We start from the raw sequence: 22,722 nt of genomic DNA, 5'->3' as shown, positions 1-22,722 counted from the left end.
GCTCAGTGGCCGAACGGCTGCTCGGCCACCCAGCGGGCGAGCTGGACGCGGTTCGTGGCGCCGATCTTGGTGAGGATGTCGCTGAGGTGGTGTTCGACGGTGCGGACCGAGACGAACAGCTTCTCGGCTATTTCGCGGTTCCGCATACCGGCCGCGACGAGCTCGGCGATCTGTTGCTGGCGTTCGGTGAGCGCGCCGACGGTGATGTGGCGGAAGTGCGGTACGGCGGCTTCCTGGGCACGCCGGGCGAGGGCGTAGGCCGCGGGGCGGGCGAGCGTGGCTCCACGGCGATTGGCGTCGTCGTAGCGGGTCTCGCCGAGTATCGCGCGCAGCTGGTCGCGGGCCGAGTCGTGCAAATCGCGTAGGGGCTTGAGGCCCGCGATGTTGACGCCGGTGGTGTCCTGCATCCTCTCGGCAGCGCCTTGGATCTCGGCCGCCCACTCGGCGAGACCCTCCGATCCGGGTGCCGCGGTCGCCTCGGCCACGGCCGCGAGCGACCAGCTGATGGCCTCGATGCTCCAGATCGTTCCCCACTCGTCGTCCATCGTGCACTGTTGGGTCAGCGTCTCCTGGAAGCGCTTCGTCGCGGCCGACGGCTCGCCGAAGCGCAGCTCCACGAGGCCGGTGGCCCAGTTCGCCCAGCTCGCGGTCCAGACGGCGCCGGCGGCCTCGGTGTCGATCTGCATCTCGCGACTCAGCGTGCTCGCGGACTCCTCGTCCCCGCACAGTGCCGCGGCCACCGCTTGGATCAATCCGGCCATCGCCCGATCGCCGACGTACTCGGCGCCGGCAGCGGCGAAGAGCTCGCGGGACCGGCCCAGCAGCGCAACGGAGTCGGCGGAGGCATCGTGCAGGAGGTTCTGCGCTCCGTTGAGGAAATACATTCCGGGGTGCTCGCCGTTGGCGGCTTCCATGGTGAGCCGGCGACAGGCTTCCAGCAGCTCAGCGGCCTGGCCCAGGTCGCCCTGGTTGAGCCGGATCCAGCCGAGCATGATCATCGCGTTGACGCGGGCCGGGGTCGCGTCGCCCTTCGCCTGCCAGAGCAGCCGCTCGATCCAGTCGCCGAACTCGCCCATCAACGAGAAGAAGAAGCAGAACCGCAGCCGCACGAGATCCGTTGCGATCACGAGACCGGTCTGGGCCAGTTCGGGTGCTGAGACGCAGTGGTTGAGGGCGGCGCGCAGGTTCGGGAGCTCATCGGCGGCCTCGTGCATCCGGGTCAGCTCTTCGCCGCTGTACCACTGCCGCGCGGCCTCGGCCGCCGCCCTCTGGAAATAGGCGCAGTGCCGCTCCCGTGCCAGCCACTCCTCGCCGTGTTCGTCGAGCTTGTGTCGGCCGTACTCGCGCAGTGGTTGCAGCTGTTGGTAGCGGCCGTCCTCGTTCGCGACGACGAGCGACTGTCGGACGAGCCCGTCGAGGAGGTTGATCACGTCGCTCTCGGCGATCGCGCCGTCGGTGTCGGAGCAGACCTCCTCGGCGGCGTTCAGGGTGAAGCCACCGGCGAACACCGAAACCCGCGCCCACAACGTCTGCTCTCCTTCGGAGCACAGCTCGTAGGACCAGTCGAGCACGTGCTGGAGCGTGTGGTGGTGGGCTTGGACGAGGCGTGGCCCAGCGGTTGCGGTGAGGAGCCGGCCGCCGTCGAGGCGATCGAGGATCGCGCTCGGCGCGAGCCCGCCGCCGATGCGCACGGCGATGAGCTCGAGCACCAGCGGTAGCCCGCCCGACCATTCGACGAGCTGCTGCACGTGCGGGTCGCCCACATCGACCGGCCGGCCCGTGGCTGCAGTGCGGTCGAGCAGCAAGATCATGGCTTCTGTCGGCCCGGCACCGGGCTCGGGCCCGTCGGCGTGCACCCTCAGCGGCTCGACGCGGAGAACGTGCTCGCCCACGAGATCCAGGCTCCGCCGGCTCGTCGCCAGGATGTGCAGACCGGGTGCCTCCGGGAGCAGCACGTCGATGAGCTCCCCGACGTCGTCCCAGAGATGCTCGCAGTTGTCGAGCACGAGCAGCTGACGGCGGTCCTTCAGGTGTTCGACCAGTACGTCGATGGTGGGTTTGCTCGACTGGTCGATGATGCCCGCTGCGCGGATCACCTCCCGGTGCAGGCCGACCGGTGTGTCGACGTCCGCGAGGTACGCCACGGAGAGGTCGTGCGGGCTGCGCCGCGCCACCTCGATCGCGAGCCTGGTCTTGCCGACCCCACCGGGGCCGACCAGCGTCAGCAACCGGGTTGTGCACAGGAGGCGCTCGGCGTCGCGCAGGAGCGTGTCGCGCCCGACGAGGCTCGTCAGCTCGGCAGCACGCCAGAGCGTGCGAGCCTTGCCGATGGTGCTCATGTGTCACGCCCCCGCCATCCACATGGACATTTCCCGCGCTGCTGAACGCAGCACGATTCACGAGCAGGATGCCAGTGTGCGCCCCGTGATCAGGGTCGGGCCGGGTTCCGCGGCCCGCCGCGGCGGCACCCACGTGGTGGTTTGGGTATCGGAACGGCTCGATCTGCGGATTCCGCGGATGTGAACGCAGGCGGATGACGCTGAACATGCTCACCGGCTCTTTGCGCGGCAGTTCGGATCGTCCTTCGGCCCGCATCGACCACTGCTGCGAGAGGGGGTCTCGGTCGTGAGGTCGCTCAGCGATCTGCTGCGGGAAACGCGTAGGCGCCGATTCGTCGGGCGCGGCCAGGAGATCACCCGCTTCGAGGTGGCTCTTGCCGCGACGGAGCGAACGTCGGTCCTCTTCGTGCACGGGTTGGCCGGAACCGGGAAGACCTGGCTGCTGGACGAAATGGCCGCGACGTCTGCGGCCAAGGCCGCGGACGTCGCGGTCGTCAGGGTCGACGTCCGCCGGTCGGGCCCGACGCCGGAGTCGGTGCTGTCCGCGATCCGCGACTCCGCGGGCACCGACCTGCCCCACCCGGGGCTCCGCTCCAAGCCGGAGCGTTCGAGCCGAACGGTGCTCCTCGTCGACAGCTACGACCTCGTCGATGACGACGCCGACGAACGCCTGCGGGAGGAGCTGGCGACGCTGCTCCCGGCGCGGACGGTCGTCGTGATCGCCGGCCGGAGGCCTCCTGGCCCACGTTGGGCGGCCGATCCGGCGTGGCGGGAACTCCTGACCACGATCCGGTTGGGGCCGCTGTCGCCGCAGGACGCGGTCGCCTACCTGGCGGCGGAGCAGGTGCCCGAGGAGATGCGGCACCGGTTCGTCGAGCTGAGTGGTCGACAGCCGCTGGCGTTGTCGCTGCTGGTGGATGCATCACGGCGGAACAGCCGCAGCACGGTGGAGCCGGCGTCGCTGGCGGAGTTCCCGGGTGTCGTCCGCGAGCTGCTGGAACGGGTCGTCGACACGTTGCCCTCTCCTGATCACCGGGCGGCGCTCGAGGCGTGCGCACACATGCGGTCCACCACGGAATGCAGATTGCGCTCCGCGCTCGATGCGAAAGAGGACGTGCACCTGCTGTTCGATTGGCTCCGGACGCTCCCGTTCATCGAAGAGGGTCCGTCGGGTCTGCAACCGAACCCGCTCGTGCGGGCCGTCGTGGATGCCGACCTTCGGTGGCGTGATGTCGAGGGGTACGCCGCGCTGCACCGCCGGGTCAGGCGCGACGCCGTGGACCGGGCGCGTCGCAGCTCCGAGGCCGGGGAAACCCGCCGAAGCATCCAGGACGCGATCTTCGCCGCCCGCTGGCACCACGCCGTGGGCGGCCATCGGGGACCGATCCAGCACGAGCTGTCCCACGACGAGCTCCGACCACGGGACCGGTCCGCCCTACTCGACATGGCATTTCAGCACCTCGGACGGGAACAGACCGAACTCGTTGCGCATTGGGTGCAACGTCGCCCGGAAACGGTTCGGGTCTTCCGGGACGCGGCCGGGGACGCCGTCGGTTTCGCCTGTGTCCTCGATCTGCACGCCGTTTCTGCGGACGATCTGCACAGGGACGAGGGCGCCCGTGCGATGTGGCTCGAGGCGACCCGCAGCCGTCCTCCTCGTCCGGGTGAGGAGGTATTGGCGTGGCGCTTCCTCGTCGATCGTGAGAGGCGCCTCGACGCAGAATCGCCGGTGCTGCCCCTGGCCGTTGCCTGGCGCATCGAACGTGGCCTGCGCCGTCGCTGCGCGTGGGAGCTCGTCGGATTCATCGACGAGGTCGAGGCCTGGGGGCCACTCATGAAGCAGCTGGACTTCGACGACGTGGGCGCCACCTACGCCGCCGCGGGACGTGAGTACTCCGTCTTCGGGCGGGACTGGCGGCGTGCCTCGCTCGACGACTGGCTGGAACGGACTTCCGGCGGCGAGCTCGGCCGCCGTTCGCCGCCCCGATCGGAGGCGGTAGCGGAAGAGGTCCTCTCGGAAGCGCAGTTCGCGGAAGCGGTTCGGTGCGCGCTGCGGGATTTCCATGTCCGGGAACGACTGGCCGGCAACCCGCTCGTGCGAACGAAGATCGTCGAGGAGGTCACGGGTGAGGGGAGCCCGGTGGCCGCGGTTCAGGCCCTTCTGAGATCCGCAGCGGAGGTGCTCAGGACCGAACCTCGCAGTGAGGGCCTGTTCCGCTGCGTCGACAAGGCATATCTGCGGCCGGCCAGGACCCACGAACGCGCGGCCGCGGAGCTCGGCATCCCCTACAACACCTACCGGCGGCACCGCGACCGAGCCGTCGCGCGGATCGCCGGCTGGATGTGGCACCACGAGCTCGGGGGAGATGCCCCGCCGATCCGTGCGGACCTTTCGTGATCTGCGGCGGCGGGTTCCGCCGACTCAGGTGCGGCTGTTGCGCACCCCGGTCACGACGCCGAACACGACGAACCCGAGCATCGTCACGCCGAACGGGATGACGAACGTCCAAAGGAGGGTCAGCCCGACGCTGCTGGTCAGCAACCAGGTGATAGTGCCGGAGAGGAAGCACACCCCGACCGCGACGAAGATGAACCCTTCCCAGCGCAGGGACTCGTGGTACCTACCGAGCGTCACTCCGACCGCAGCCAGGGTCCAGCAGCCGAGCGGGAGGCAGAAGAAGTTCACCGGTTCCGGCAGCACGAATGCGTAGACGATGACGAGTGGCAGGAACGGCAACCGCAGCCACCAGTCGGGCGACGCAATCCCGGTGCGCGCTCGGCGGCGCGGCGGATCGACCACAAGGTGCTCCCAGCATCGGTCGGCGGTTGGCCACCGCGATGGTCGGCGCTCCGGAGCGCCGGAGACATCGGTGGAAACCACAACGTCGCCCCAAGATCGCTCATCGCAGGGGTGGAAGTACTCACGTCGGCGATCACCGCCACCACGAACGGACTGCGGGTTCCCCCGATGCCCGCCTCGTCCGGCGGCCGAACAATCGAGATACGAATCCATTGGCCCTATGCGGCTCCCAGCTCCGCGAGGAGGTGATGGATCCCCGAAGAGCAGCGGCAGCACGACGGCCGACGGCCCCGACCCCCCTCGACGCCCCCGGGCGTCGTCGTCGGCCGTCGTGCTGCCGTTCCTGACAATGTGGCGCGCTGCCGCACACACCCCAGCGGAACGACCTGGAAGGCAGGGGAAGATGGGCCATGGACTCCTCGCCGCAGGCTCGTACCTCCGACGCCGAACCCGGTCCTGATCATCGTTACCTGCTCGACAACGCCCAGGCCGAGGCGGGTGAGCGGTTCGTCGCGCTGGCCGAGCTGTTCGACGACGGCACCCGCGGGCACTTCGACCGCCTCGGGGTGGGGCCGGGATGGCGATGCTGGGAAGTGGGGGCCGGTGGGCCCAACATCCCCGAGGCGCTCGCCGCGGCCGTCGGACCGACGGGGTACGTCCTGGCGACCGACATCGATCCCGCGTGGCTGAACCCGGACGGCGCCTACGAGGTACGCCGGCATGACATCGCCGCGGACCCGCCACCGGGCACCTTCGACCTGGTGCACGCCCGACTCGTGCTCGTCCACGTACCCGACCGCGCCCGTGCGCTGGCAACGATGGTGGCGGCGTTGCGGCCCGGCGGCTGGCTCCTGGTGGAGGACGCCGACACCGAGCTGCAGCCGCTGGTGTGCCTCGACGAGACCGGACCGGCGCAGCAGCGCGCCAACCGGCTACGACGCGCCTTCCGAGAATTGATGACACGCCGCGGCGCCGACCTGCGCTACGGCCGCACGCTGCCCACGACATTGCGCGAGGCCGGCCTGGTCGACGTCGCGGCGGCGGGCAGCTTCCCCATCGGCGGCGCGGTCTGCAATCGCCTCGAGCTCGCAACGATCCGGCAGATCCGCACCGAGCTCATCACCGCCCGGCTGGCCGACGACGCCGAGATCGACGCGCACATCGCGGCCGTCGGCGCCGGCGAGCTCGACCTCACCCTCGCTCCACTGATCTCGGCCTGGGGACGTCGCCCACACCAAGGTGATATCGCCGTGGGATGAGGTGGGTGCACGAACAGCGGGCGACCCAGCGGCCAGACCCGGATCCGGTGTGGCCGCCACCGCCGAGCACCTCTGCCCTGGTCACCGAGGAAACCTCCGTCGAGCAGGACGACCGTTCACGCCGGATTGCTCGTCGTGCGGGATGCCACGTGAGGCGATGACGCCGTCCGGTCGCACGACGATGCCGCCTTGGTAGACGCGACGCCACCGGTCGAGGTGGTCGGTCACGACCTGGTCCGAACTCAGGTCGACGGTGGTGAACGAGGTCGGGTCGATGAGGTCGAGACTGCTGCGACCGTCTCGCAAACGCAGGTGCGCCGCTCGCGTGCCCGGGGCGCCGGAGGGCAGCGCGGGGTCCTCGACGTCGCCCGTTCCGTAGTGGAATCCGAGCGCATCCGCCCATGCAGTCACGACTCGTTCGGACCGGGGAGCGATGATGGCGAGATCGGCTCGTGGCAGGCCCGGCGGTCGAAGGAGGACGGAATGGGCACGTGGGGCACGGGGCCGTTCGGCAGCGACGGGGCCTGCGACGCCCTTGCCGGCTGGGCTCGTCGGCCGCCCGACGAGCGGCAGCGGGAGATCCAGAGGCTGCTGATCCGTGTGCTCGACGAGCCCGCGGCGATGTCGGTCGACTACTTCCCCGATGAGGTGGTCGCAGCGGTAGCGCTGGTCGCCGCGGCCACGCCTGCGGGGGGACACCTGCTGGACGCCGTTCCCGAGGCGAGCGCGGCAGCACTGCCGACCTCGACGTCGGCGCTGGCAGCGGTCGCGCTGGATGCGCTCGCCGTGGTCGGCGGTCCTGACGGCCCTTGGCATCAGGGCTGGAGCACCACGGCGGATCAGGTCGCGGCCAGGCAGACGACCGACGAGCTGGAGTCGATCTTGCGCGCGGTGCGGTAGAGCTGGCCGACGGCGTGGTGGCGTCGGCAATCGTCGGGCGGCTCCGAGATGGCCGGCGGCTCGGCGGCTCGGGTGTACGGCCGGCCGCGCGGGCGAGGGTGCCTGGAAGGCCACTTTGCCCGGGGTCGCGGTGGCCACTCCGCCCGTCAGGAGTCCTGTTCGGCTGCGAACTCTTCCTTGCGTCGCGCGAGGTATGCAGGCCAGTCCGAGTGGGCGGCGATCACGTCTTCGATCGACAGTTTGATGACCGCGCAGCCCGACAGCGAACATGCGCGTGGATAGCTCGCGTCGATCAATGAGATGCCGCCGATCTCATCGCCGTCGTTTATGTACGTGCAGAGGACAGGATGGAAGGAGCAGTCCTCGTAGATGTCACCAGGCTTGAACTCTTTTCGTCGATCGATGGTCATGCTCTTCATCGTGGCAGGTACGACGATCGACCGTCCGGCCTGGCGCGGCTCCGCTCATGCCTCTGCGGGGATTCGTATCCGCCTACGTACCGTTGCTGACGCCTGATCCCGGAGATCCAGGTGGAGGACGGCTTCCCGCACCCGTGGAACGCCTACGGCATGCAGGAACGTTGGCCCCTCGTCGCCGAGATGCCGTGGGAGAGGTCTGATGACATCAGAGATTCGCCACCGACCGGCCGAGTCGTTGCAGCGTGCTCTCGATGTCGGCGACCGTCGTCTGCGGGTGCGTGGTGCACAGTCGCAGGACCGGTTCCGCGTCCACCTCGGTGGTTGTGACCAGCGCGTACCCGTCCTGCAGTGTTGCGGCGGCGACCCGCCGGGTCAGCTGCGCGATCTCGTCGCTCGATCGGTCCGGTACTCGCGGCCGGAAGGTGAGGACTGCGAGTTGCGCCGGCGTCACCAGCTCCCATTCCGGGGCGGCCTCGATGACGCGTTGGGCGTGCTCGGCCAGCTCGATACCGTGCTCCACCGCCTGCCGGAAGGCATCGATGCCGAACGCGTGTACGGACATCCACAATTTCAGTGCCCGGAAACTGCGTGTCAGTTGCGGTCCGAGGTCGTAGAAATTGAGCGGGACGGACTCGGAGCGGGTCTCGCGCAGGTACTCCGCCTCCATGGAGAAGGCGTTGGTCAGCAGCGCGGGGTCGCGGACGAGCACGCATCCGATCTCGTAGGGCTGGAACCACCATTTGTGCGGGTCGAGCGCAATCGAGTCGGCCCTGGAGAGTCCGGCCAGCAGCGGATGCTGCCGCTCGGAGAGCACGGCCGCGGCACCGTAGGCACCGTCGACGTGCAGCCACACCGCGTCAGCCGCACAGGCGTCGGCGATGTCGTTCAGCGGATCGACCGCTCCGGTGCCGGTCGTGCCGGCGGTCGCGATCACGCATTGCGCCCGGGTTCCGGCGCGGCGGTCGGCCGCGAGCGTACGGTCGAGCTCGCGAACGTCCATGCGGAAGGCCGTGTCGAGCGCGATGGTCCGGACGCGGGCGTCGTCGATTCCCAGGAAGCGCAGACCCTTGCGGATCGAGCGGTGGGTGTGGTCGGTGATGTACACGGCGAGGTCCGCGCCGAGTTCGACGCGGGCGGCGTGGAGCGCAACGAGGTTGGCCATGGTGCCGCCGCTCACGAACAGGCCGCCGCCGGCGGGCAGGCCGCACAACTGACGCAGCCAGTCGACGGTGATCCGCTCGATCACCGCGGGCCCGGCGGCGACGAGGCCCTGGCCGGCGAAGACGTTCAACCCGGCGGCGAGGAAGTCGGCGAGTGCGCTGATGTAGTTGCTGGGGCCGGGCACGTAGGCGAGGAACCGCGGGTGGTCGGTGTGGACGATCGTTGCCATCAGGTCGTCGATCGTTCGCGTGAGCAGTTCGGCCGGGTCGCTGCCCCCGGCCGGCAGCGCCGGGTCGAACCGGCGGGCCAGCTCGGCAGGGTCGGGCGGTCGGCCGACGGCCCGGGTGGGCATCGTCGTGAGGTGCTCGACAACGGAATCGACCGCCTGGTATCCGAGAGCGCGCATCTCCTCGGAGGTCAGGCGGAGCGGAGGCAGATCCATGCAGTCATTCAAACGCCGGTCCGGGCATGCGTCTTGGACGATCTGGTCAGGTGGCGGCCTGGAACCGGCCCGGTGTGACACCGACGTCACGGGTGAAGTGCCGGTGCAAATGGCTTTGGTCGGCGAAGCCGGCGAGTGCCGCCACCTGGGCCGCCGGCATTCCGCCCGCCAGCATGATCTTCGCTCGATCGACGCGTCGGGAGACGAGGTAGCGGTGCGGGGTGAGCCCGGTCTCCGCTACGAATCGCCGCACCAGCGTCGCAGGACTCACGCCCGCGGCCGCTGCCAGCTCCGCGAGGGTGATCGGTCCGGCTGGGACGGTGTCCAGGAGATCCCGCGCAGCCCGGACACCCGCTGAGCTCGGCGCCGGATCCGCCTGGTCGGCTCCGGCATGCCTGGCGAAGAGCGCACGCAATGCGAGGGCGAGGATCGAATCCGCACCGAGGTCCTCGCCAGCACGGCGCAGCCGGTCCGCCTTGCGCAGTCCACGTGCGATGCCGGCGTCGTCGACCAGCGCCGAGTCGAATGCCGGGGTCGAGGTACTGCCGTGGATCGCGGCAGCCTCGGCCTCGTCGAGGTCGAACACGGTGTAGCCGAGTCCGTCCTCGCGGTGCACGGTGCTGCTGTGCGCTTCGCCGGGGTACAGCACCGTCACGGCCCCACGACCAGCTGCCACCGAGCCACGTCGCAGGCGGATGTATCCGCTCCCGGCCTCCACCACCGCCACCGACCAGCCCGGATGCGCATGCGGCGGAAAGACGTGACCACGCCCGATCCGCCGCCGTGTCGTGTGCATGCTCGAAGGTATTCCCGCCAGATGGGAGATGGCCACCCGCCCGCCGACGAGACCAGTCCCGTCCTTACTGCTCGACGTCGGTCGACGCGCCCGGAGCTGCCGAGCCTCCGCCGGTCGGCCACCACTCACGCGTTCGAGCTGATGAATCGGCGGAGCCAGGCCCTCAGGATGCCGGGCCGCGGGCGATGAGAGCGTCGAGGAAGAGGTCCAGGGCCAGCTCGAAGCCGCGGTCGTCGACGGCGTCGAGCTCGGCGGCGGACAGGGATCGGGCCAGGGCCGGGTAGCGGTCCGCGTACTCGGCGGGAGATCGGATGAAACCCCTGGTGAACGGCACCAGTGCGGATCCGAGCACGATGTACTCCAGCGCGGCCATCGTCTCGAACGCGGCGACGGGGTGCCAACCCTCGCGTTGCAGCCTGCCGATGGCGGTGTCGTACGCGGCCAGCGCGACGTCGGTCTCGACGGCGCGCTGCGCGATGACAGCAAGCGCGTCGGGGTGTTGGCGGAACGCCTGCCGGTAGGAGCGGGCGAACCCGGTGAGGCCGCGGCGCAGATCCGGGTCGGCGAGCGGGGATTCGTCGATCTCGCGGCCGATGAGCTCGGTGACGGCGTCGAGGATGTCGTCCTTCGAGGTCACGTGGTTGTAGAGGGACGGTGATCGGACGCCGAGCCGGGTGGCGATGTTCCGCAGGGTGACGGCAGCGGCGCCGCCTTCGTCGAGGATCGCCAGCGCGGCGCGCGCGATGCTCTCCCGGCTCAGAGCGAGATCGGTTCTGCGTCCCATGCGATCGATCCTCTCCTGGCCGGCCCTTCCGAATCGCTCGGCTGCTGGCTACAGTCGCAAACTATCTTAGATAGTTTTGCTGGAGACGGGTGGTTCGACGATGAACTCCGACTGGTACGAAGCGGAACTGAGCCGCCGGCTCGCCATGATCGAGAGCCCGGCGCACGACGACCCGGCGCAAGCGGATCTGCCGCGCGCCGACCGGATCCTCCTCGCGGTGGGCGTGGTGGTCGTCGTGGTCGCGATGTGGCTCTGGGGGTACCCGGCATGACCACACCGCAACAGGCGACGCCGGCCGATGGCGACGCGGCGTTCAGCGCGCTGCCCTCGCTCCCGGGCGAGCGCATCTGGGGGTTCTGGTCGTTCACCTCGGTGAACGTCGGGCTGGCGATCGCGACCTGGTCGTTCCTCACCGGTGGCACCGTGGCCCTCTTCGCCGGGGCGCGGACGGCGATCGCGACCGGCGTGATCGGCGGTCTCATTGCGGTCGTCCTCGTGTCGCTCGCGTCGTGCATCCCGTCGGCGAAGTACGGGGTCGAGCAGTTCACCGGGCTGCGCAGCGTGTTCGGAGCGAACGGTGTACGGGCGCTCGTGCTCGTGTTGTTCCCGCTCGTCGCGGCGGGCTGGAACGCGATCCTCGCCGTGATGTGCGGTCGGGCGATGGTCAACGTGATCAATGCGGTCGCCGGCACCGGGTTCGACCCGAACGGCGGGCTGGTGATCACGATGGCGCTGCTCGCGATCGTCGCCGCCTGGGTGGTGCTGGTGAAGGGGCCGGTATCCATCGAGTGGGTCAACAAGATCGTTGCGCCACTGCTCGCGGTGATGTCGGTCGCGATGCTCGCATTGATCCTGGTGCAGCACCCCTGGAGCGAGCTGGCTGCGGCGCCGCCGTTGCAGCCGTTCGGGGACCCGGGGCTCGACTGGATGATCGCCATCGAGCTCGGCCTCGGCACCGGCTTCTCCTGGTGGACGATCATGGGCAACCTCGCTCGTCTCACGACGACGCAACGGGTTGCGTTCTGGCCGAACCTGATCGGGCTGTTCCTCGCCAGCCTGGTGGCGAGTCTGGCTGGGACCTTCGCCGCGCTCGTGCTCGGCAACGCCGACCCGACCGTCTGGATGGTGCCGCTCGGCGGCGCGCTGCTCGGCGTGCTGGCGCTGCTGTTCGTCGGGTTTGCGAACCTCACCAGCATGGTCGGTCAGACCTACTCCGGCAGCCTCGCGCTCCTGCGCGTCGGCGGCCGTCCCGCGCGCCGCCTGCCCTGGCCGGTGCTGGCCGCACTCCTGTTCCTGCCTGCGGCTGTTGTCGTGTTCTGGCCCGGGGCGCTGTACGACAACTACTTCAAGTTCATCGCCTGGATCTCGCTCGTGCTCGCGCCGCTGTGCGGGGTCCACTTCGTCGACTTCTTCCTGCTGCGCCGCCGCACGCTGTGTGTTCGTGGCCTGTACGAGCCGGATGGTGTGTCGCGGTACTCGTACTGGCGCGGCGTGAACCCCTTCGCACTGGTCGCCGTCGGTGCCGGGGCGCTCACCTACTACCTGCTGCTCAACCCGCTGACGTACGAGTCGTCGTCGCTGTTCCGCTGGACGAGCGCCTCCGTGCCGGCGTTCCTCGTCGCCGGGGTGCTGCATTACGCCTTCACGCGGCTGGTCGTGGTGCCCGCGGGAAAGGGTGGGTACCGGTGAGGGCCGTCTACGTCGGCGCCCGGGTGTTCACCGCCGGCGAGCCGGCATGGGCGGACGCCATCGCGGTTGTCGGGGAGCGGATCGCCTACGTGGGGGACGAGGTGGGCGCCCGGGAGGCTGCCGGGTCCGGCGCCGAGATCGTCGAGCTGGACGGGGGAGTGGTGCTGCCCGGGTTCGTCGACGGGCACGCACACCTGCTGATGAGCGGTGCGGCGGAGCTGCGGGCGAACCTGCACGGCGCACCGGACATGCCCGAGATCGCGCGCCGGATTCGAGCGTGGGCGGACGAGCACCTCGACGCGCCGCGTGTGCTGGGGCAGGGATGGTCGTTCTCCGCGGTGCCCGACGGCCGGCCGGCCCGGCAGCTCCTCGACTCGATCGTCCCCGACCGGCCCGCGTACCTGGACGCCGCCGACTACCACTCGGTCTGGGTGAACACAGCGGCGCTGCGCGAGCTCGGCGTCACCGCGGCCACCCCGGACCCGGTCGGCGGTGTGATCGTTCGTGACGCCTCCGGCGAGGCGACGGGACACCTGGTCGAGACGGCGGGGCTGGAGCTGGTCTGGCCCTTTCTCGCCGGCATCGCCACCGACGCCGACCGCGACGCGCACCTGGCCGCGGCGATGGCCGCGTACTCGGGCTGCGGTGTCACCGGGGCCGTCGAGATGGCGCTCGACGGCGACGGTCTCGCCGCGATGGCGCGCGCGGAGCGGGCCGGCGCCTCGACGGTCCGGGTCGCGGCGCACTGGCTCGTGCCGCGCGGCGGCTCGGCGGCGGACCACCTGGCGCAGGTCGCCGAGGCCGCCGCGCTCGCCGAGCGGCACCGGTCCCCCTGGCTGCGGGTCACCGGGGTGAAGCTGATCGTCGACGGCGTGATCGACGGATGCACCGCCGCGCTCTCCGAGCCGTACGCGAACGGCAACAACGCCGAGCCGATCTGGGACCTCGACGCCCTCGCGCCCGTCGTTGCCGCGGCCGACGCCGCCGGGCTGCAGGTGGCCATGCACGCAATCGGAGACAAGGCGGTCCGGATCGCGCTCGACGCGCTCGAACACGCTGCGGAGCGCAACGGTCCGCGTCCACGCCGGCATCGCATCGAGCACCTGGAGTACACCGACCCCGCCGACGTCCCCAGGCTGGCGCGGCTCGGTGTCACCGCGTCCGTGCAGCCGGTGCACGCCGACCCCGCGATCCAGGACAACTGGCGCGCGATGCTCGGCGACTCGCGCGTCGACCGCGGCTTCCCCTGGCCCGAGTTCGTTGATGCCGGCGCGACACTCGCGCTCGGCACCGACACCCCGACGGCGCACTATCACCCGCTGCGCAACATGTACGTCGCCGCGACCAGGCGGTCCGCGATCGACCCCGCGCTGCCCCCGAACGTGCCGCGCTACGCGCTCCCGCTCGTCGACGCGATCCGCCACGCCACCGCCGACGCGGCATGGTCCTGCCGGGCCGCCGATCAGGGTCGCCTGGTGGTCGGCATGCTCGCCGACCTCGTGGTCCTCGACCGTGACCCGTTCACCGAGGGCCCGCAGGCGCTCCTCGACGCACGGGTCCTGCGAACGGTGGTCGGCGGGCAGGAGACCGGTGGTGGCCTGGTGGGCTGAGATCGTCCCGCCCACGTCTGCGCCGCGGCTGCCGGGTGGTCGAACGAACGGCACTTTCGTCCACACCTATTGGACGAAAGTGCCGTTCGTTCGAACCTTTCGGCCCAGCATCGGCCAAAGGGTTCCAGGTGAGCCGTTTCTCGACGAGGGCTCCAGCGCGGTCTGATATTGATCCCGAAGACGGCGCAGCGATGAGTTCCGGGCGATGCCCGGGTCTGACCGTCTGGATGGAGCGGACCGCGGCCTCGGCCGATTCCACACCATTGACACGAATCGGACAAGCGAGGAGCAACGGTGAGCGGAATCAGGGTTTTGGTGGCAGGGGCGAGCATCGCGGGGCCGGCGCTGGCGCACTGGCTGCACCGGCGCGGTGCCGAGGTGACCGTGGTGGAACGGGCGCCCGAGCTGCGTCCCGGCGGCCAGGCCGTCGACGCGCGCGGGGTGGCCAAGGAGGTCATCCGGCGCATGGGGCTCGACGCGGAGGTGCGCGCGGCCTGCACCGACACCGCGGGCGCGTACACCGTGGACGTGGACGGGAACGTGCTGGAGACCTTCAGCGCCGAGGACCACGGCGGCGACGGGTATATCGCGGAGATCGAGATCCTGCGCGGGGACCTGTCCCAGGTCCTCTACGACAACACCCGCGACGACGTCGAGTACCTGTTCGGTGACCGGATCGCCGAGCTCACCCAGGACGCGGACGGCGTCGACGTGACCTTCGCGAGCGGCGATCGGCGCCGCTTCGAGCTGGTGATCGGGGCGGACGGGCTGCACTCGGCGCTGCGCGCGATGGTGTTCGGGCCGCGCGAGCAGTACATCCGCCACCTCGGGATGGTGCTGGCCTTCTACACCGTGCCCAACGAGTTCGAGGTGGACCGCTGGCTGATCGACTACCAGGACCCGGCGTCCGGGCGCTCCGCAGGCCTGCGGCCACTCCCGGACCTCACCCGGGCGATGGCCATGCTCTCGTTCACCTCGGCCGAGTTCGATGTCGACTACCGCGACGTCGAAGCCCAGAAGCGGCTGCTGCGCGAGCAGATGGCCGGCCTCGGCTGGTCGACCCCGCGCATCCTCGCGCACCTGGACGACTCCCCGGACTTCTACCTCGACCAGGTCGCGCAGGTGGTGATGGACCGGTGGTCGAGTGGGCGGGTGGCGCTGCTCGGGGACGCGGCGTTCAGCTCGTCCCCGATGTCGGGGGGCGGCACCGGACTGGCCCTGGTCGGCGCCTACCTGCTGGCCGGCGAGCTGGCCGCCGCCGGGTGGGACCCGGAGGCCGGGTTCGCCGCCTACGAGGCGCGGATGCGCCCGTTCGTCGAGGCCAACCAGGAGATCGGCCGGATGCACGTGCAGAGCCGCGAGGTTCCGGCGGCGGACGCGGAGCCGGCTCCGGAGCCGGACATGGAGGCGCTCATGGCGCTGGTCGAGCGTGCGATCAACGGTGTCGAGCTGCCCGACTACGCCGAGGTGCCGGCCAGGACCTAGGAGCGCGAGCTCGGGCTGGTACGGGTTCATCCGGGCTCGTGCCCAAGAGCCAGACCGCGTCGACAACGACGTTTTGGCTGTTTGTGAGCGCTAACATTGACCAAAACGTCGTTGTCGACGGGACACCACGGATCGCGATCAGGGATCGGCCCAGGTGACCAGGCCGTGGCGGTAGGCGTAGACGGCGGCCTGCGCCCGGGTGTCGAGGTCGAGCTTCGCGAGTATCCGTGCAACGTGGACCTTCGCGGTGCCCGGCGAGATCAGCAGGGCGTCGGCGATCTCGGCGTTGCTCTGCCCTTCGGCGAGGCAGCGCAGCACGTCCGTCTCACGAGCGGTCAGCTCCGCCATCGCCCTGGTCGGCGGCCGGGGTGAGGTCGCGGCGAACCGTGCGATGAGCCGCCCGGTGACCTGCGGGTCGATGAGCCCGTTCCCCTCGTGCGCGGCGCGGACCGCGTCGGCGTAGAGCGCGGGATCGCCGTCCTTGAGCAAGAACCCGACCGCACCGGCCTGCAGCGCACCGAACAGGTACTCGTCGATGTCGAAGGTCGTCAGCGCGATCACGGCCGGCGCGGGGTCGAGCGCGACGAGCTGCCGGATCGCGGTCAGCCCGTCCATCCGCGGCATCCGGATGTCGGTCAGCACCACATCGGGACGCCTGCGGGTGCAGAGCGCGACGAGATCGGCGCCGTCGACGGCCTCGCCGATGATGTCGATGCCGTCCTCGTCGGTGAGCAGCATGCGCAGTCCCTCGCGGACCTCCGGTTGGTCGTCACCGATGAGCAACCGGATCATGGTGTGCCCACCGGCAGCTCGGCCCGCACCCGCCAGCCCCGCGTGCCGTGCGGTCCCGCCTCGAAGCTGCCGCCCTGGTCGAGCACCCGGTCGCGCATACCGCGCAGGCCGGCACCGCCGCTGGTACGTTCGCCGCGCGCGGGTCCCGGATCGTCGACGCTCACCGCGAGCGTCTCGGCCTCGCCGTCGACCCGCACCGCCGCCCAGCGCGCACGCGAGTGCCGAGCGACGTTGGTGAGGGCCTCCTGAACCAGCCGGTAGACGCACGACTCGACCGGCGGCGCGATCTCCCGGTGCACGCTTGTGGTGACGGTGATCCGCAGCTCGTCGCCGCCGAGCCGCTCGGCCAGCTCTCGCAGATCGGCGAGCCCGTGCTCGTCGGTTGCCGTCTCCCGAAGCCGTTCGAGCAGGTCCCTGATGTCGCCGAGGGCGCGGACGGCGAGATCGGCGATCGTTTCGAGCACGCGGTCGGCATCACCGGGCGCCGTGGCCAGCCTGCGCCGCCCACCCACCGCCTGCAGACGGATGGCGCTCAGGTGATGGCCGACGACGTCGTGCACGTCGCGCGCGATCCGGGTCCGCTCGTCGGCGCGCGCGGTCGCGGCGCGCGCACGTTCGAGCCGCACGGCGTCTGCGGCGCGGTCGGTCCGCAACCGCAAGGCGTAGCCGAGCGCCACCGATGCCAACGGGATCAGGACGACCATCATCAGCCCGAGCGGATCCACGCCGATGCCGCCGAGCACGGCGTGCGCCGTGAACCACACCAGCGCACCGAGCGCCAGCCACAGGTGTCCTCGCCGGATCCGGTAGGCCGCGGACACGATCGCCACCAGCGTGACCGGCGATGTGACGTCGGTGCCGGAGAGGACGGCCGCCGATGTCGTCGCCACTGCGGAGACGGCGACGGCGACCAGTGGAGCGCGGCGGCGGAACGCGAGCGCGAGCCCCGCGATGGCGACGATGAGCAGCCACAGCGCCCAGGTGCCGCCCGTGAGGTGCCGCTCCTGAGGCAGCACCAGCAGCACCGGGACGGCCGCGAGCGCAAGCGCCGTCAGCGCGTCCCAGGTCAGCGGCGCCCGTGAGCGCCACGCCTCCGCCACCCCGTTCATCGGCCCATTATCAGGACTCGTTGGGCGGGCAGACGGTGTCCGAGGGCGGCAGCACACCATCGATCAGGTACCGGTCGGCCTTTTCGACGACACACCGGTTGCCTTCGTTCAGATAGAGGCCGTGCCCGACATCGTCGAAGCGGATGAGCGACGAACCGGGGACCTGATCGACCGCCGCACGCACCGCAGCCAGCTCGACGATCGGTGCCGCGCCGAGGAACGGCGGCAGCCGGTCACCCGGGAGCGGGCCGCTCGGATTGGCGACGGGAATGCGCCACGCAGCACACAGCGAGGCGTAGTACTCCCTCTCCCCGGCGAAATGCGGTGACATCGTCGCTGCCTGCGCCCTGGCGGCGGCGAAGTCGTCGAAGTCGTCGAAACGGAAGCCGTCGGCGCACTGCGTCGCCACACCGATCGCGGCGAAGTGCGGTACGACCAGCTGTCCGGTCCAGTCGAACGATGCCGCGTCGCCACGTTGCGCGCTTGCGATGGCCTTGGAGAACTCGGGCCACTCGGTGACGATGAGAAGTCCCATGGCCAAGAACTTCAGCCCGTCGGCATCGACTTGGATCGGGGGGTTCGCGCCCACCATCGGAATCGGTTTCCGGTCGGCGTCGGCCAGGAGGTCGAGCCACACCTGGCTGAGGTCCGCGCCGTGCTGCAGGCATTCTGGCGCCTCCCGGCACCATGCGACGAAGCGGTCGAACAGCTCTTCCGCCGCCCGGTACTGGCCGAAGCCGTAGTCCCGCACCGGCGAGACGTGGTCGACAATGCTGTCGAGGAACATCGTCCTGACCCGGTCCGGGAACAGGCGGGCGTACGACTCGCCGAGCACCCCGCCGTACGAGTTCCCGAAGTAGTTCAGGTCGCCGTCGCCGAGGGCGGCGCGGATCGCCTCCATGTCACGTGCCTGCGTCGCGGAATCCATGTGGTCGAACAGGACCGGGTCGACGTCGCGGCACGGCTGCATCGCGAGGTGCCCGGCCTCCGCGGCGGCGTCGTACTCGGCACGATCGGCGGGGAAGGCCATCAACGAAGGCCCGCCCCGGCACTTCTCGTAAGGAAGCACCGTTCCGTCGGTGCCCCGCGGGTTCCACGTGACGACGTCCATCTGCTTGCGCAGCCCCGCGAACTTCGACAACTGTGCACCGAGAGCCTGGATGCCGGAGTTGCCCGGACCGCCGGGGTTCATGACGACCGACCCGGCCCGGTTCGCCCCGACGGTCGGCGCCCGCGCCATGTCGAGCGTGATCGTCCGGCCGACCGGGTCGCTCCAGTCCACCGGCACCGAGATCGTCGAGCATTCGAGCTCCGCCGGTAGGTCCGGCTGTGCACACGGCCGCCACACCGCCGCTGACCGGTCCGGCAGCTCCAGACCGGATGACACCGTCACGGCCGCGGCCATCAGGAGGCCGATCATCGGATTCAGGTTCACCCGCCCGACGTTATGAACCTCCGCCGGCCGTCGCGTCTCCCGAACGGCATACGGGGTCCGGACCGGTCCGAATCGCACCCAGCCCGGCCCCGGCCGCGTGCGACCGAGCATGACCGCTCTGCGAGGTCGCCGATTCCCGGCCTTACGAGTACCTCCCGCTCGGCGAGCACCGTATGCGCACGAACGGCACTTTCAGGCCAACCTATCGTTCGAAAGTGCCGTTCGCGCAGTCCCTGCCCTCGCGTGCGCAACGCGTGCGTCGCAAATCAGGAAGTCGGGTTCGAGACGACAGGCGCGCTCGGGTAGCCCCAGTCCGGTCGGCCGGAATGATCGGGGATGTCGGCGATCCGCACCTGGCCCGTGCCGTCGATGCCGAGCACCCACAGGCCGCGATTGGCGGCCGTGTTCCGCCTGATCACGATCCGCTTCCCGTCGGGCGACGCGCTGACACCGTCCTTGATCGAGCCGGTGCCCGGGATGTCGTGCGCGGCCCCGGGAGCTTGCACCTCGACCCAGCGCATCAAGGAGCTGCCCTCGTAGACGACGCTCCGTCCGTCGGCCGACCAGTCGAGGTAAGCCCCGGTCGCCCCGCGGAGGAGGACTCGACGATCGCCGCCGTCGCAGCGCATGACGCCGATGCCCGGCTCCTCGCCGAAGAGGATGAAGGCCAGGTGCAGCCCGTCCGGCGACCAGCGCGGGAAGAGCCCGATGGGCGCGTTCGTGTCCTCCGAGTCGGTGATGCGATCGCAACGGCTCGAGTTGGTCAACCCCTGCACGACGATCTTGCCCGAGGAGTCGACGTGGTAGGCGACGTAGTCGCCCTCGGGGCTGAGGCTGACGTCGACCGCGCCGCCTTTGCTGCGGTCGGTGACGCGCTGTTGCCCGCTGCCGTCGATGTTGGCGATCCAGATCTCGGAGTCGCGGACGAAGGCGATCCGGCTGCGGTCCCGATCAACCGACGGGGCGGTGGCGTTGCGGATGATCTCGGTGCGGCCGGTTCCGTCGGGATTGATGCGGAAGATGGCGCGCTGCTGCGGCGAGCTGTCTTCCGGCACGCGATCCTGGTAGAAGATCGGGCGGAAGTCGTCGCAGCTTGGATCCACCTGGCAGGCCGGGCTCGGTTGAGCGGCCGCCGTGCCGCCAGGCAGCAGGGTCGCGACCGCGAGCGCGGTGGCGACGAGGGCGGACCGGAATCGGGCACGCTGGTCGAGGTTCATCTCTCTCCTTCTGCGCCGGGGGAGCGCGGTGCTCCCGAAGCATCGGAGAGTGGGATGTCTGCCAGCTTTCACGCGTCTGCCGTGGCCGCGGTCCGCCCTGCGTTCTGGCGAATGATGTCGCGCTGCAGGTCACGGAGCGACGGGGACGGCTCCAGGCCGAGTTCGACGGTGACGAGCCTCGCGTATTCGGCGAAGTTGCGAAGGGCCTCGACCTGCCGCCCGGTGGCACACAATGCCCGCATGAGGGACGCCCGCGCATGGTCCGAAAGGGGTTCTCGCGGATCAGGGATTCCAGCTCGACAACAGCATCGACCGGATGGCCATGATGTGCGACCAGAACCGCGACGAGCCGCCGCACTTGACGCCCCGGCAGCGGAATCGGACGACCGCGCTCGTCCCTCATCTCCAGCGAGCCCAGCACCCTGACTGACAGGGTCGAGCGGGGCGCGCTCGGTGGGTATCGGACGGCACTCACGAGCAGCGTCATCACAGGTCCTTCCCCGAACATCGCCAGGCCTGAACGAAGGCTAGGAAGAGGGGCGCCGGCGCGGATCGGTGCTGGCCGCCACGTTCGACCGACCACGACCGCCGCGGGAGGGCCATCGTTGCCGGGAAAGCCACTTTCCCGTCCCCACACGCCGGGAAAGTGGCTTTCCAGGCGCGCGCGTGCGGCCCCCGTCTCACCCCACGGCCGCCCGCCGGACGGCGGTGGGGTCCGGCCCGGCCCAGAGCGCGTCGTCGTCGGCCAGCCGGCGGCGGGCCGAGGGTGCGTCGAGTGCGCCGACCACCTCGACGGCGAGCCGCTCGTACCACTCTGCGACTTCCGCCGGGTAGTCCAGGTAGCTGCCGTTGTCGCGCAGGATCGGCCCCTCGACGGTGGGGATGTCGCGCATCCCGTCGAACTCGTGCTGGTAGGGCCGGCCCTTTGCGGCGGCGGTCGGTGCGTCGATGGTGGCGTCGAGCTTGAGCCAGCGTTCGCCCAGCCGTGCCTCACCGAGCGAGTGCCAGGGCAGCGGCCGGCCGGGGCGACCGCCCCAGACGGCCCGCACCGCCGGATCGAGGAACTCCTTGTCGGGTGAGTCCAGCACCTGGAAGGCGATCCGGGCCGGGATCCCGACGGCCCGGCACAACGCGACCTGCAGGATGGCCTTCCCCATGCAGAACGCGATTCCGTGCGCCAGCTCTGGCTCTGGTTGCTGGGTGGCGTCGCCCTGCTTGCGCTGTTCCTGGTGCACCAGGGTCGATGGGCGAGCGCGCCGCTGTTGCCGCTGGACCTGTTCGCCGTGCGCGCCGTGCGGGCCGGCAACATGGTCATCTTCCTGGTGGGGCTCGGGTTCTTCGCCAGCCCGGTGCTGCTCTCGCTCTACATGCAGGACGTCTTTGGAGCGCCCTGAACAACTGGGACCTACTGCGCGGCGCCCAGGCGGCGCCCTCGCGGCGTTGCGCGAATACGTCGATACAACAGCGGTATCGCCGAATCCGCGCGCCTTGCGAGGGCACCACCTGGACGCCGCTCGCTACGGCCCCAGTTGTTCAGGACCCTCCTGGGCTGGTCGCCGCTCGTGGCCGGGTTGCGCTACCTCCCGGTCGGGGTGGCGATGTTCGTGGGCGCACGGGTTGCCGGCGGGCTGACGGTCCGGCTCGGGCCGCGGCGCGCGACCGTGCTGTTCACCGCGATCGGCGCCGCCGGGCTGCTCGGGCTGGCACCCGTGCTGTGGGGTGGTGGTTCGCTGGTGGCGATCGCCGGGCCGGTGATCGCCTTCGGGTTCGGGACGGCGGCCGCGTTCACCCCGCTCACGGTGTCCGCCACCGCCGGTGTGCACTCCTCACGTGCGGGAGTGGCGGCCGGAGTGCTGAACACGGTTCGTCAGACCAGCGGCGCCGCAGGGCTGGCTGCGCTCACCGCGGTCGTGACGATCGTCGCGAGCTCCGGCGACTCCGATCCTCGTGCTGCGCTCGCCCACGGGTACTCCGTAGCGTTTGCGGTGTGCGCCGGTTGTGTGGTGCTGGCTGGGGTCGTCGCGGCGCTGGCGATGCCGCGAACGGGAGCGTCGGAGGTCGGGGATGGATGAGCCTGCGCTCGTCCTGGACGAAGTGGTGACCGCGGCCGGACCACGGTGGGGCCGATGCGATCGACTTGCCGGCGCCCCCGTGCCCGGGACGCTGGTCCCGGTGGCGTCGATCGTGGGCACCGTCGCGCGTCCCGGTCAGTTCGACCGCGGGTTCCGGCCACTCACGGCGCGGGCTGTGCGGCACGCCGATCGCATCGCCCGGCTGCAGGCCGCGGGTGCGGTGCTGCCGCCGGTCCAGCTGATCCGGGTCGGCGGGCTGCACTTCGTGGAAGACGGGCACCACCGGGTCGCCGCCGCGGTGGCGACCGATCGGTGCGGCGGCCGCGTGACCCCGCGCGCGGCGGCCGAATGGTGGGCGGTGGAGATGGAAGGCTCGGCGGGATGAGCGCGGGCCGTGGCGCCCGAGTCGGTGA

At 70.5% G+C, this 22,722-nt stretch carries 23 protein-coding genes; 10 read left to right on the top strand and 13 right to left on the bottom strand.

Going from position 1 to position 22,722, the window contains the following annotated elements:
• Window positions 1–2 precede the first annotated feature (2 nt).
• Window positions 3–2,339 (bottom strand): helix-turn-helix transcriptional regulator, encoded by a 2,337-nt coding sequence (locus LL648_RS00200; RefSeq protein WP_232660294.1) that lies wholly within the window; start codon window positions 2,337–2,339, stop codon window positions 3–5.
• 286 nt (window positions 2,340–2,625) lie between these two features.
• Between LL648_RS00200 and LL648_RS00195 the strand changes: the two genes are divergently transcribed.
• Window positions 2,626–4,737, top strand: coding sequence for an AAA family ATPase (locus LL648_RS00195; RefSeq protein ID WP_232660293.1), 2,112 nt, complete (start codon window positions 2,626–2,628; stop codon window positions 4,735–4,737).
• A 24-nt stretch (window positions 4,738–4,761) separates the two neighbouring features.
• On the opposite strand, the gene LL648_RS00190 is transcribed toward LL648_RS00195, so the two are convergent.
• Entirely contained in the window at window positions 4,762–5,139 is a 378-nt protein-coding gene (locus LL648_RS00190; RefSeq protein ID WP_232660292.1) for a hypothetical protein, read from the bottom strand.
• Window positions 5,140–5,549: 410 nt separating this feature from the next.
• Between LL648_RS00190 and LL648_RS00185 the strand changes: the two genes are divergently transcribed.
• Window positions 5,550–6,398, top strand: a complete 849-nt coding sequence (locus tag LL648_RS00185) for a methyltransferase domain-containing protein (RefSeq protein WP_232660291.1) — start codon at window positions 5,550–5,552, stop codon at window positions 6,396–6,398.
• A gap of 81 nt (window positions 6,399–6,479) precedes the next feature.
• On the opposite strand, the gene LL648_RS00180 is transcribed toward LL648_RS00185, so the two are convergent.
• A complete protein-coding gene (locus tag LL648_RS00180; protein WP_232660290.1) occupies window positions 6,480–6,809 on the bottom strand; it encodes a hypothetical protein in 330 nt (109 codons plus the stop codon).
• A gap of 72 nt (window positions 6,810–6,881) precedes the next feature.
• Here LL648_RS00180 and LL648_RS00175 point away from each other — a divergent pair, with 72 nt between their 5' ends.
• Window positions 6,882–7,298: a DUF4259 domain-containing protein gene (locus tag LL648_RS00175; protein WP_232660289.1), complete on the top strand. Its 417-nt coding sequence runs from the start codon at window positions 6,882–6,884 to the stop codon at window positions 7,296–7,298.
• Window positions 7,299–7,444: 146 nt separating this feature from the next.
• Here LL648_RS00175 and LL648_RS00170 read toward each other — a convergent pair whose 3' ends face one another.
• The 4 genes from LL648_RS00170 to LL648_RS00155 form a co-directional block, all read right to left on the bottom strand.
• Window positions 7,445–7,708 (bottom strand): hypothetical protein, encoded by a 264-nt coding sequence (locus tag LL648_RS00170; RefSeq protein WP_232660288.1) that lies wholly within the window; start codon window positions 7,706–7,708, stop codon window positions 7,445–7,447.
• A gap of 214 nt (window positions 7,709–7,922) precedes the next feature.
• Window positions 7,923–9,320: a pyridoxal phosphate-dependent decarboxylase family protein gene (locus tag LL648_RS00165; RefSeq protein WP_232660287.1), complete on the bottom strand. Its 1,398-nt coding sequence runs from the start codon at window positions 9,318–9,320 to the stop codon at window positions 7,923–7,925.
• A 46-nt stretch (window positions 9,321–9,366) separates the two neighbouring features.
• A complete protein-coding gene (locus LL648_RS00160) occupies window positions 9,367–10,116 on the bottom strand; it encodes a helix-turn-helix transcriptional regulator (protein ID WP_232660286.1) in 750 nt (249 codons plus the stop codon).
• Between the two features lie 163 nt (window positions 10,117–10,279).
• Entirely contained in the window at window positions 10,280–10,900 is a 621-nt protein-coding gene (locus LL648_RS00155) for a TetR/AcrR family transcriptional regulator (RefSeq protein ID WP_232660285.1), read from the bottom strand.
• Between the two features lie 100 nt (window positions 10,901–11,000).
• Here LL648_RS00155 and LL648_RS00150 point away from each other — a divergent pair, with 100 nt between their 5' ends.
• The 4 genes from LL648_RS00150 (at window position 11,001) to LL648_RS00135 (ending at window position 15,684) form a co-directional block, all read left to right on the top strand.
• Complete coding sequence (locus LL648_RS00150; RefSeq protein WP_232660284.1) at window positions 11,001–11,171, top strand: hypothetical protein; 171 nt, start codon at window positions 11,001–11,003, stop codon at window positions 11,169–11,171.
• A complete protein-coding gene (locus LL648_RS00145; RefSeq protein ID WP_232660283.1) occupies window positions 11,168–12,589 on the top strand; it encodes a purine-cytosine permease family protein in 1,422 nt (473 codons plus the stop codon). Before LL648_RS00150 ends, LL648_RS00145 begins: the two co-directional genes overlap by 4 nt.
• Entirely contained in the window at window positions 12,586–14,199 is a 1,614-nt protein-coding gene (locus LL648_RS00140) for an amidohydrolase (protein WP_232660282.1), read from the top strand. Before LL648_RS00145 ends, LL648_RS00140 begins: the two co-directional genes overlap by 4 nt.
• A 294-nt stretch (window positions 14,200–14,493) precedes the next feature.
• Window positions 14,494–15,684 carry an FAD-dependent monooxygenase gene (locus LL648_RS00135; RefSeq protein ID WP_232660281.1) on the top strand — a complete coding sequence of 397 codons (1,191 nt, stop codon included), beginning with the start codon at window positions 14,494–14,496 and terminating at the stop codon, window positions 15,682–15,684.
• Window positions 15,685–15,822: 138 nt separating this feature from the next.
• Here LL648_RS00135 and LL648_RS00130 read toward each other — a convergent pair whose 3' ends face one another.
• The 6 genes from LL648_RS00130 to LL648_RS00110 form a co-directional block, all read right to left on the bottom strand.
• The gene (locus LL648_RS00130) at window positions 15,823–16,476 is read right to left on the bottom strand and encodes a response regulator (RefSeq protein WP_232660280.1); all 654 of its coding nucleotides are present in this window, start codon (window positions 16,474–16,476) and stop codon (window positions 15,823–15,825) included.
• Window positions 16,473–17,585: a sensor histidine kinase gene (locus tag LL648_RS00125; RefSeq protein ID WP_232660279.1), complete on the bottom strand. Its 1,113-nt coding sequence runs from the start codon at window positions 17,583–17,585 to the stop codon at window positions 16,473–16,475. Before LL648_RS00125 ends, LL648_RS00130 begins: the two co-directional genes overlap by 4 nt.
• 10 nt (window positions 17,586–17,595) lie before the next feature.
• Window positions 17,596–19,020 carry an alpha/beta fold hydrolase gene (locus LL648_RS00120; protein ID WP_232660278.1) on the bottom strand — a complete coding sequence of 475 codons (1,425 nt, stop codon included), beginning with the start codon at window positions 19,018–19,020 and terminating at the stop codon, window positions 17,596–17,598.
• Window positions 19,021–19,286: 266 nt separating this feature from the next.
• Entirely contained in the window at window positions 19,287–20,237 is a 951-nt protein-coding gene (locus LL648_RS00115; RefSeq protein WP_232660277.1) for a hypothetical protein, read from the bottom strand.
• 68 nt (window positions 20,238–20,305) lie between these two features.
• Window positions 20,306–20,527: an AfsR/SARP family transcriptional regulator gene (locus tag LL648_RS45670; protein ID WP_374111968.1), complete on the bottom strand. Its 222-nt coding sequence runs from the start codon at window positions 20,525–20,527 to the stop codon at window positions 20,306–20,308.
• A 390-nt stretch (window positions 20,528–20,917) separates the two neighbouring features.
• Window positions 20,918–21,472: a transglutaminase domain-containing protein gene (locus tag LL648_RS00110; RefSeq protein ID WP_232660276.1), complete on the bottom strand. Its 555-nt coding sequence runs from the start codon at window positions 21,470–21,472 to the stop codon at window positions 20,918–20,920.
• Between LL648_RS00110 and LL648_RS00105 the strand changes: the two genes are divergently transcribed.
• From LL648_RS00105 to LL648_RS00095, 3 genes are all read left to right on the top strand, one after another.
• Window positions 21,410–21,631: a hypothetical protein gene (locus LL648_RS00105; protein WP_232660962.1), complete on the top strand. Its 222-nt coding sequence runs from the start codon at window positions 21,410–21,412 to the stop codon at window positions 21,629–21,631. The genes LL648_RS00110 and LL648_RS00105 overlap by 63 nt on opposite strands.
• A gap of 135 nt (window positions 21,632–21,766) precedes the next feature.
• Window positions 21,767–22,309: an MFS transporter gene (locus tag LL648_RS00100; RefSeq protein WP_232660275.1), complete on the top strand. Its 543-nt coding sequence runs from the start codon at window positions 21,767–21,769 to the stop codon at window positions 22,307–22,309.
• A gap of 100 nt (window positions 22,310–22,409) precedes the next feature.
• Window positions 22,410–22,694, top strand: a complete 285-nt coding sequence (locus LL648_RS00095) for a hypothetical protein (protein WP_232660274.1) — start codon at window positions 22,410–22,412, stop codon at window positions 22,692–22,694.
• Window positions 22,695–22,722: the final 28 nt, after the last annotated feature.

This window comes from Pseudonocardia sp. TRM90224 (assembly GCF_021245725.1).
In the GTDB taxonomy this organism is placed as follows: domain Bacteria; phylum Actinomycetota; class Actinomycetes; order Mycobacteriales; family Pseudonocardiaceae; genus Pseudonocardia.
The sequence above is the reverse complement of the archived record's forward strand: the minus strand, read 5'-3'. Positions and strand labels throughout refer to the sequence as shown.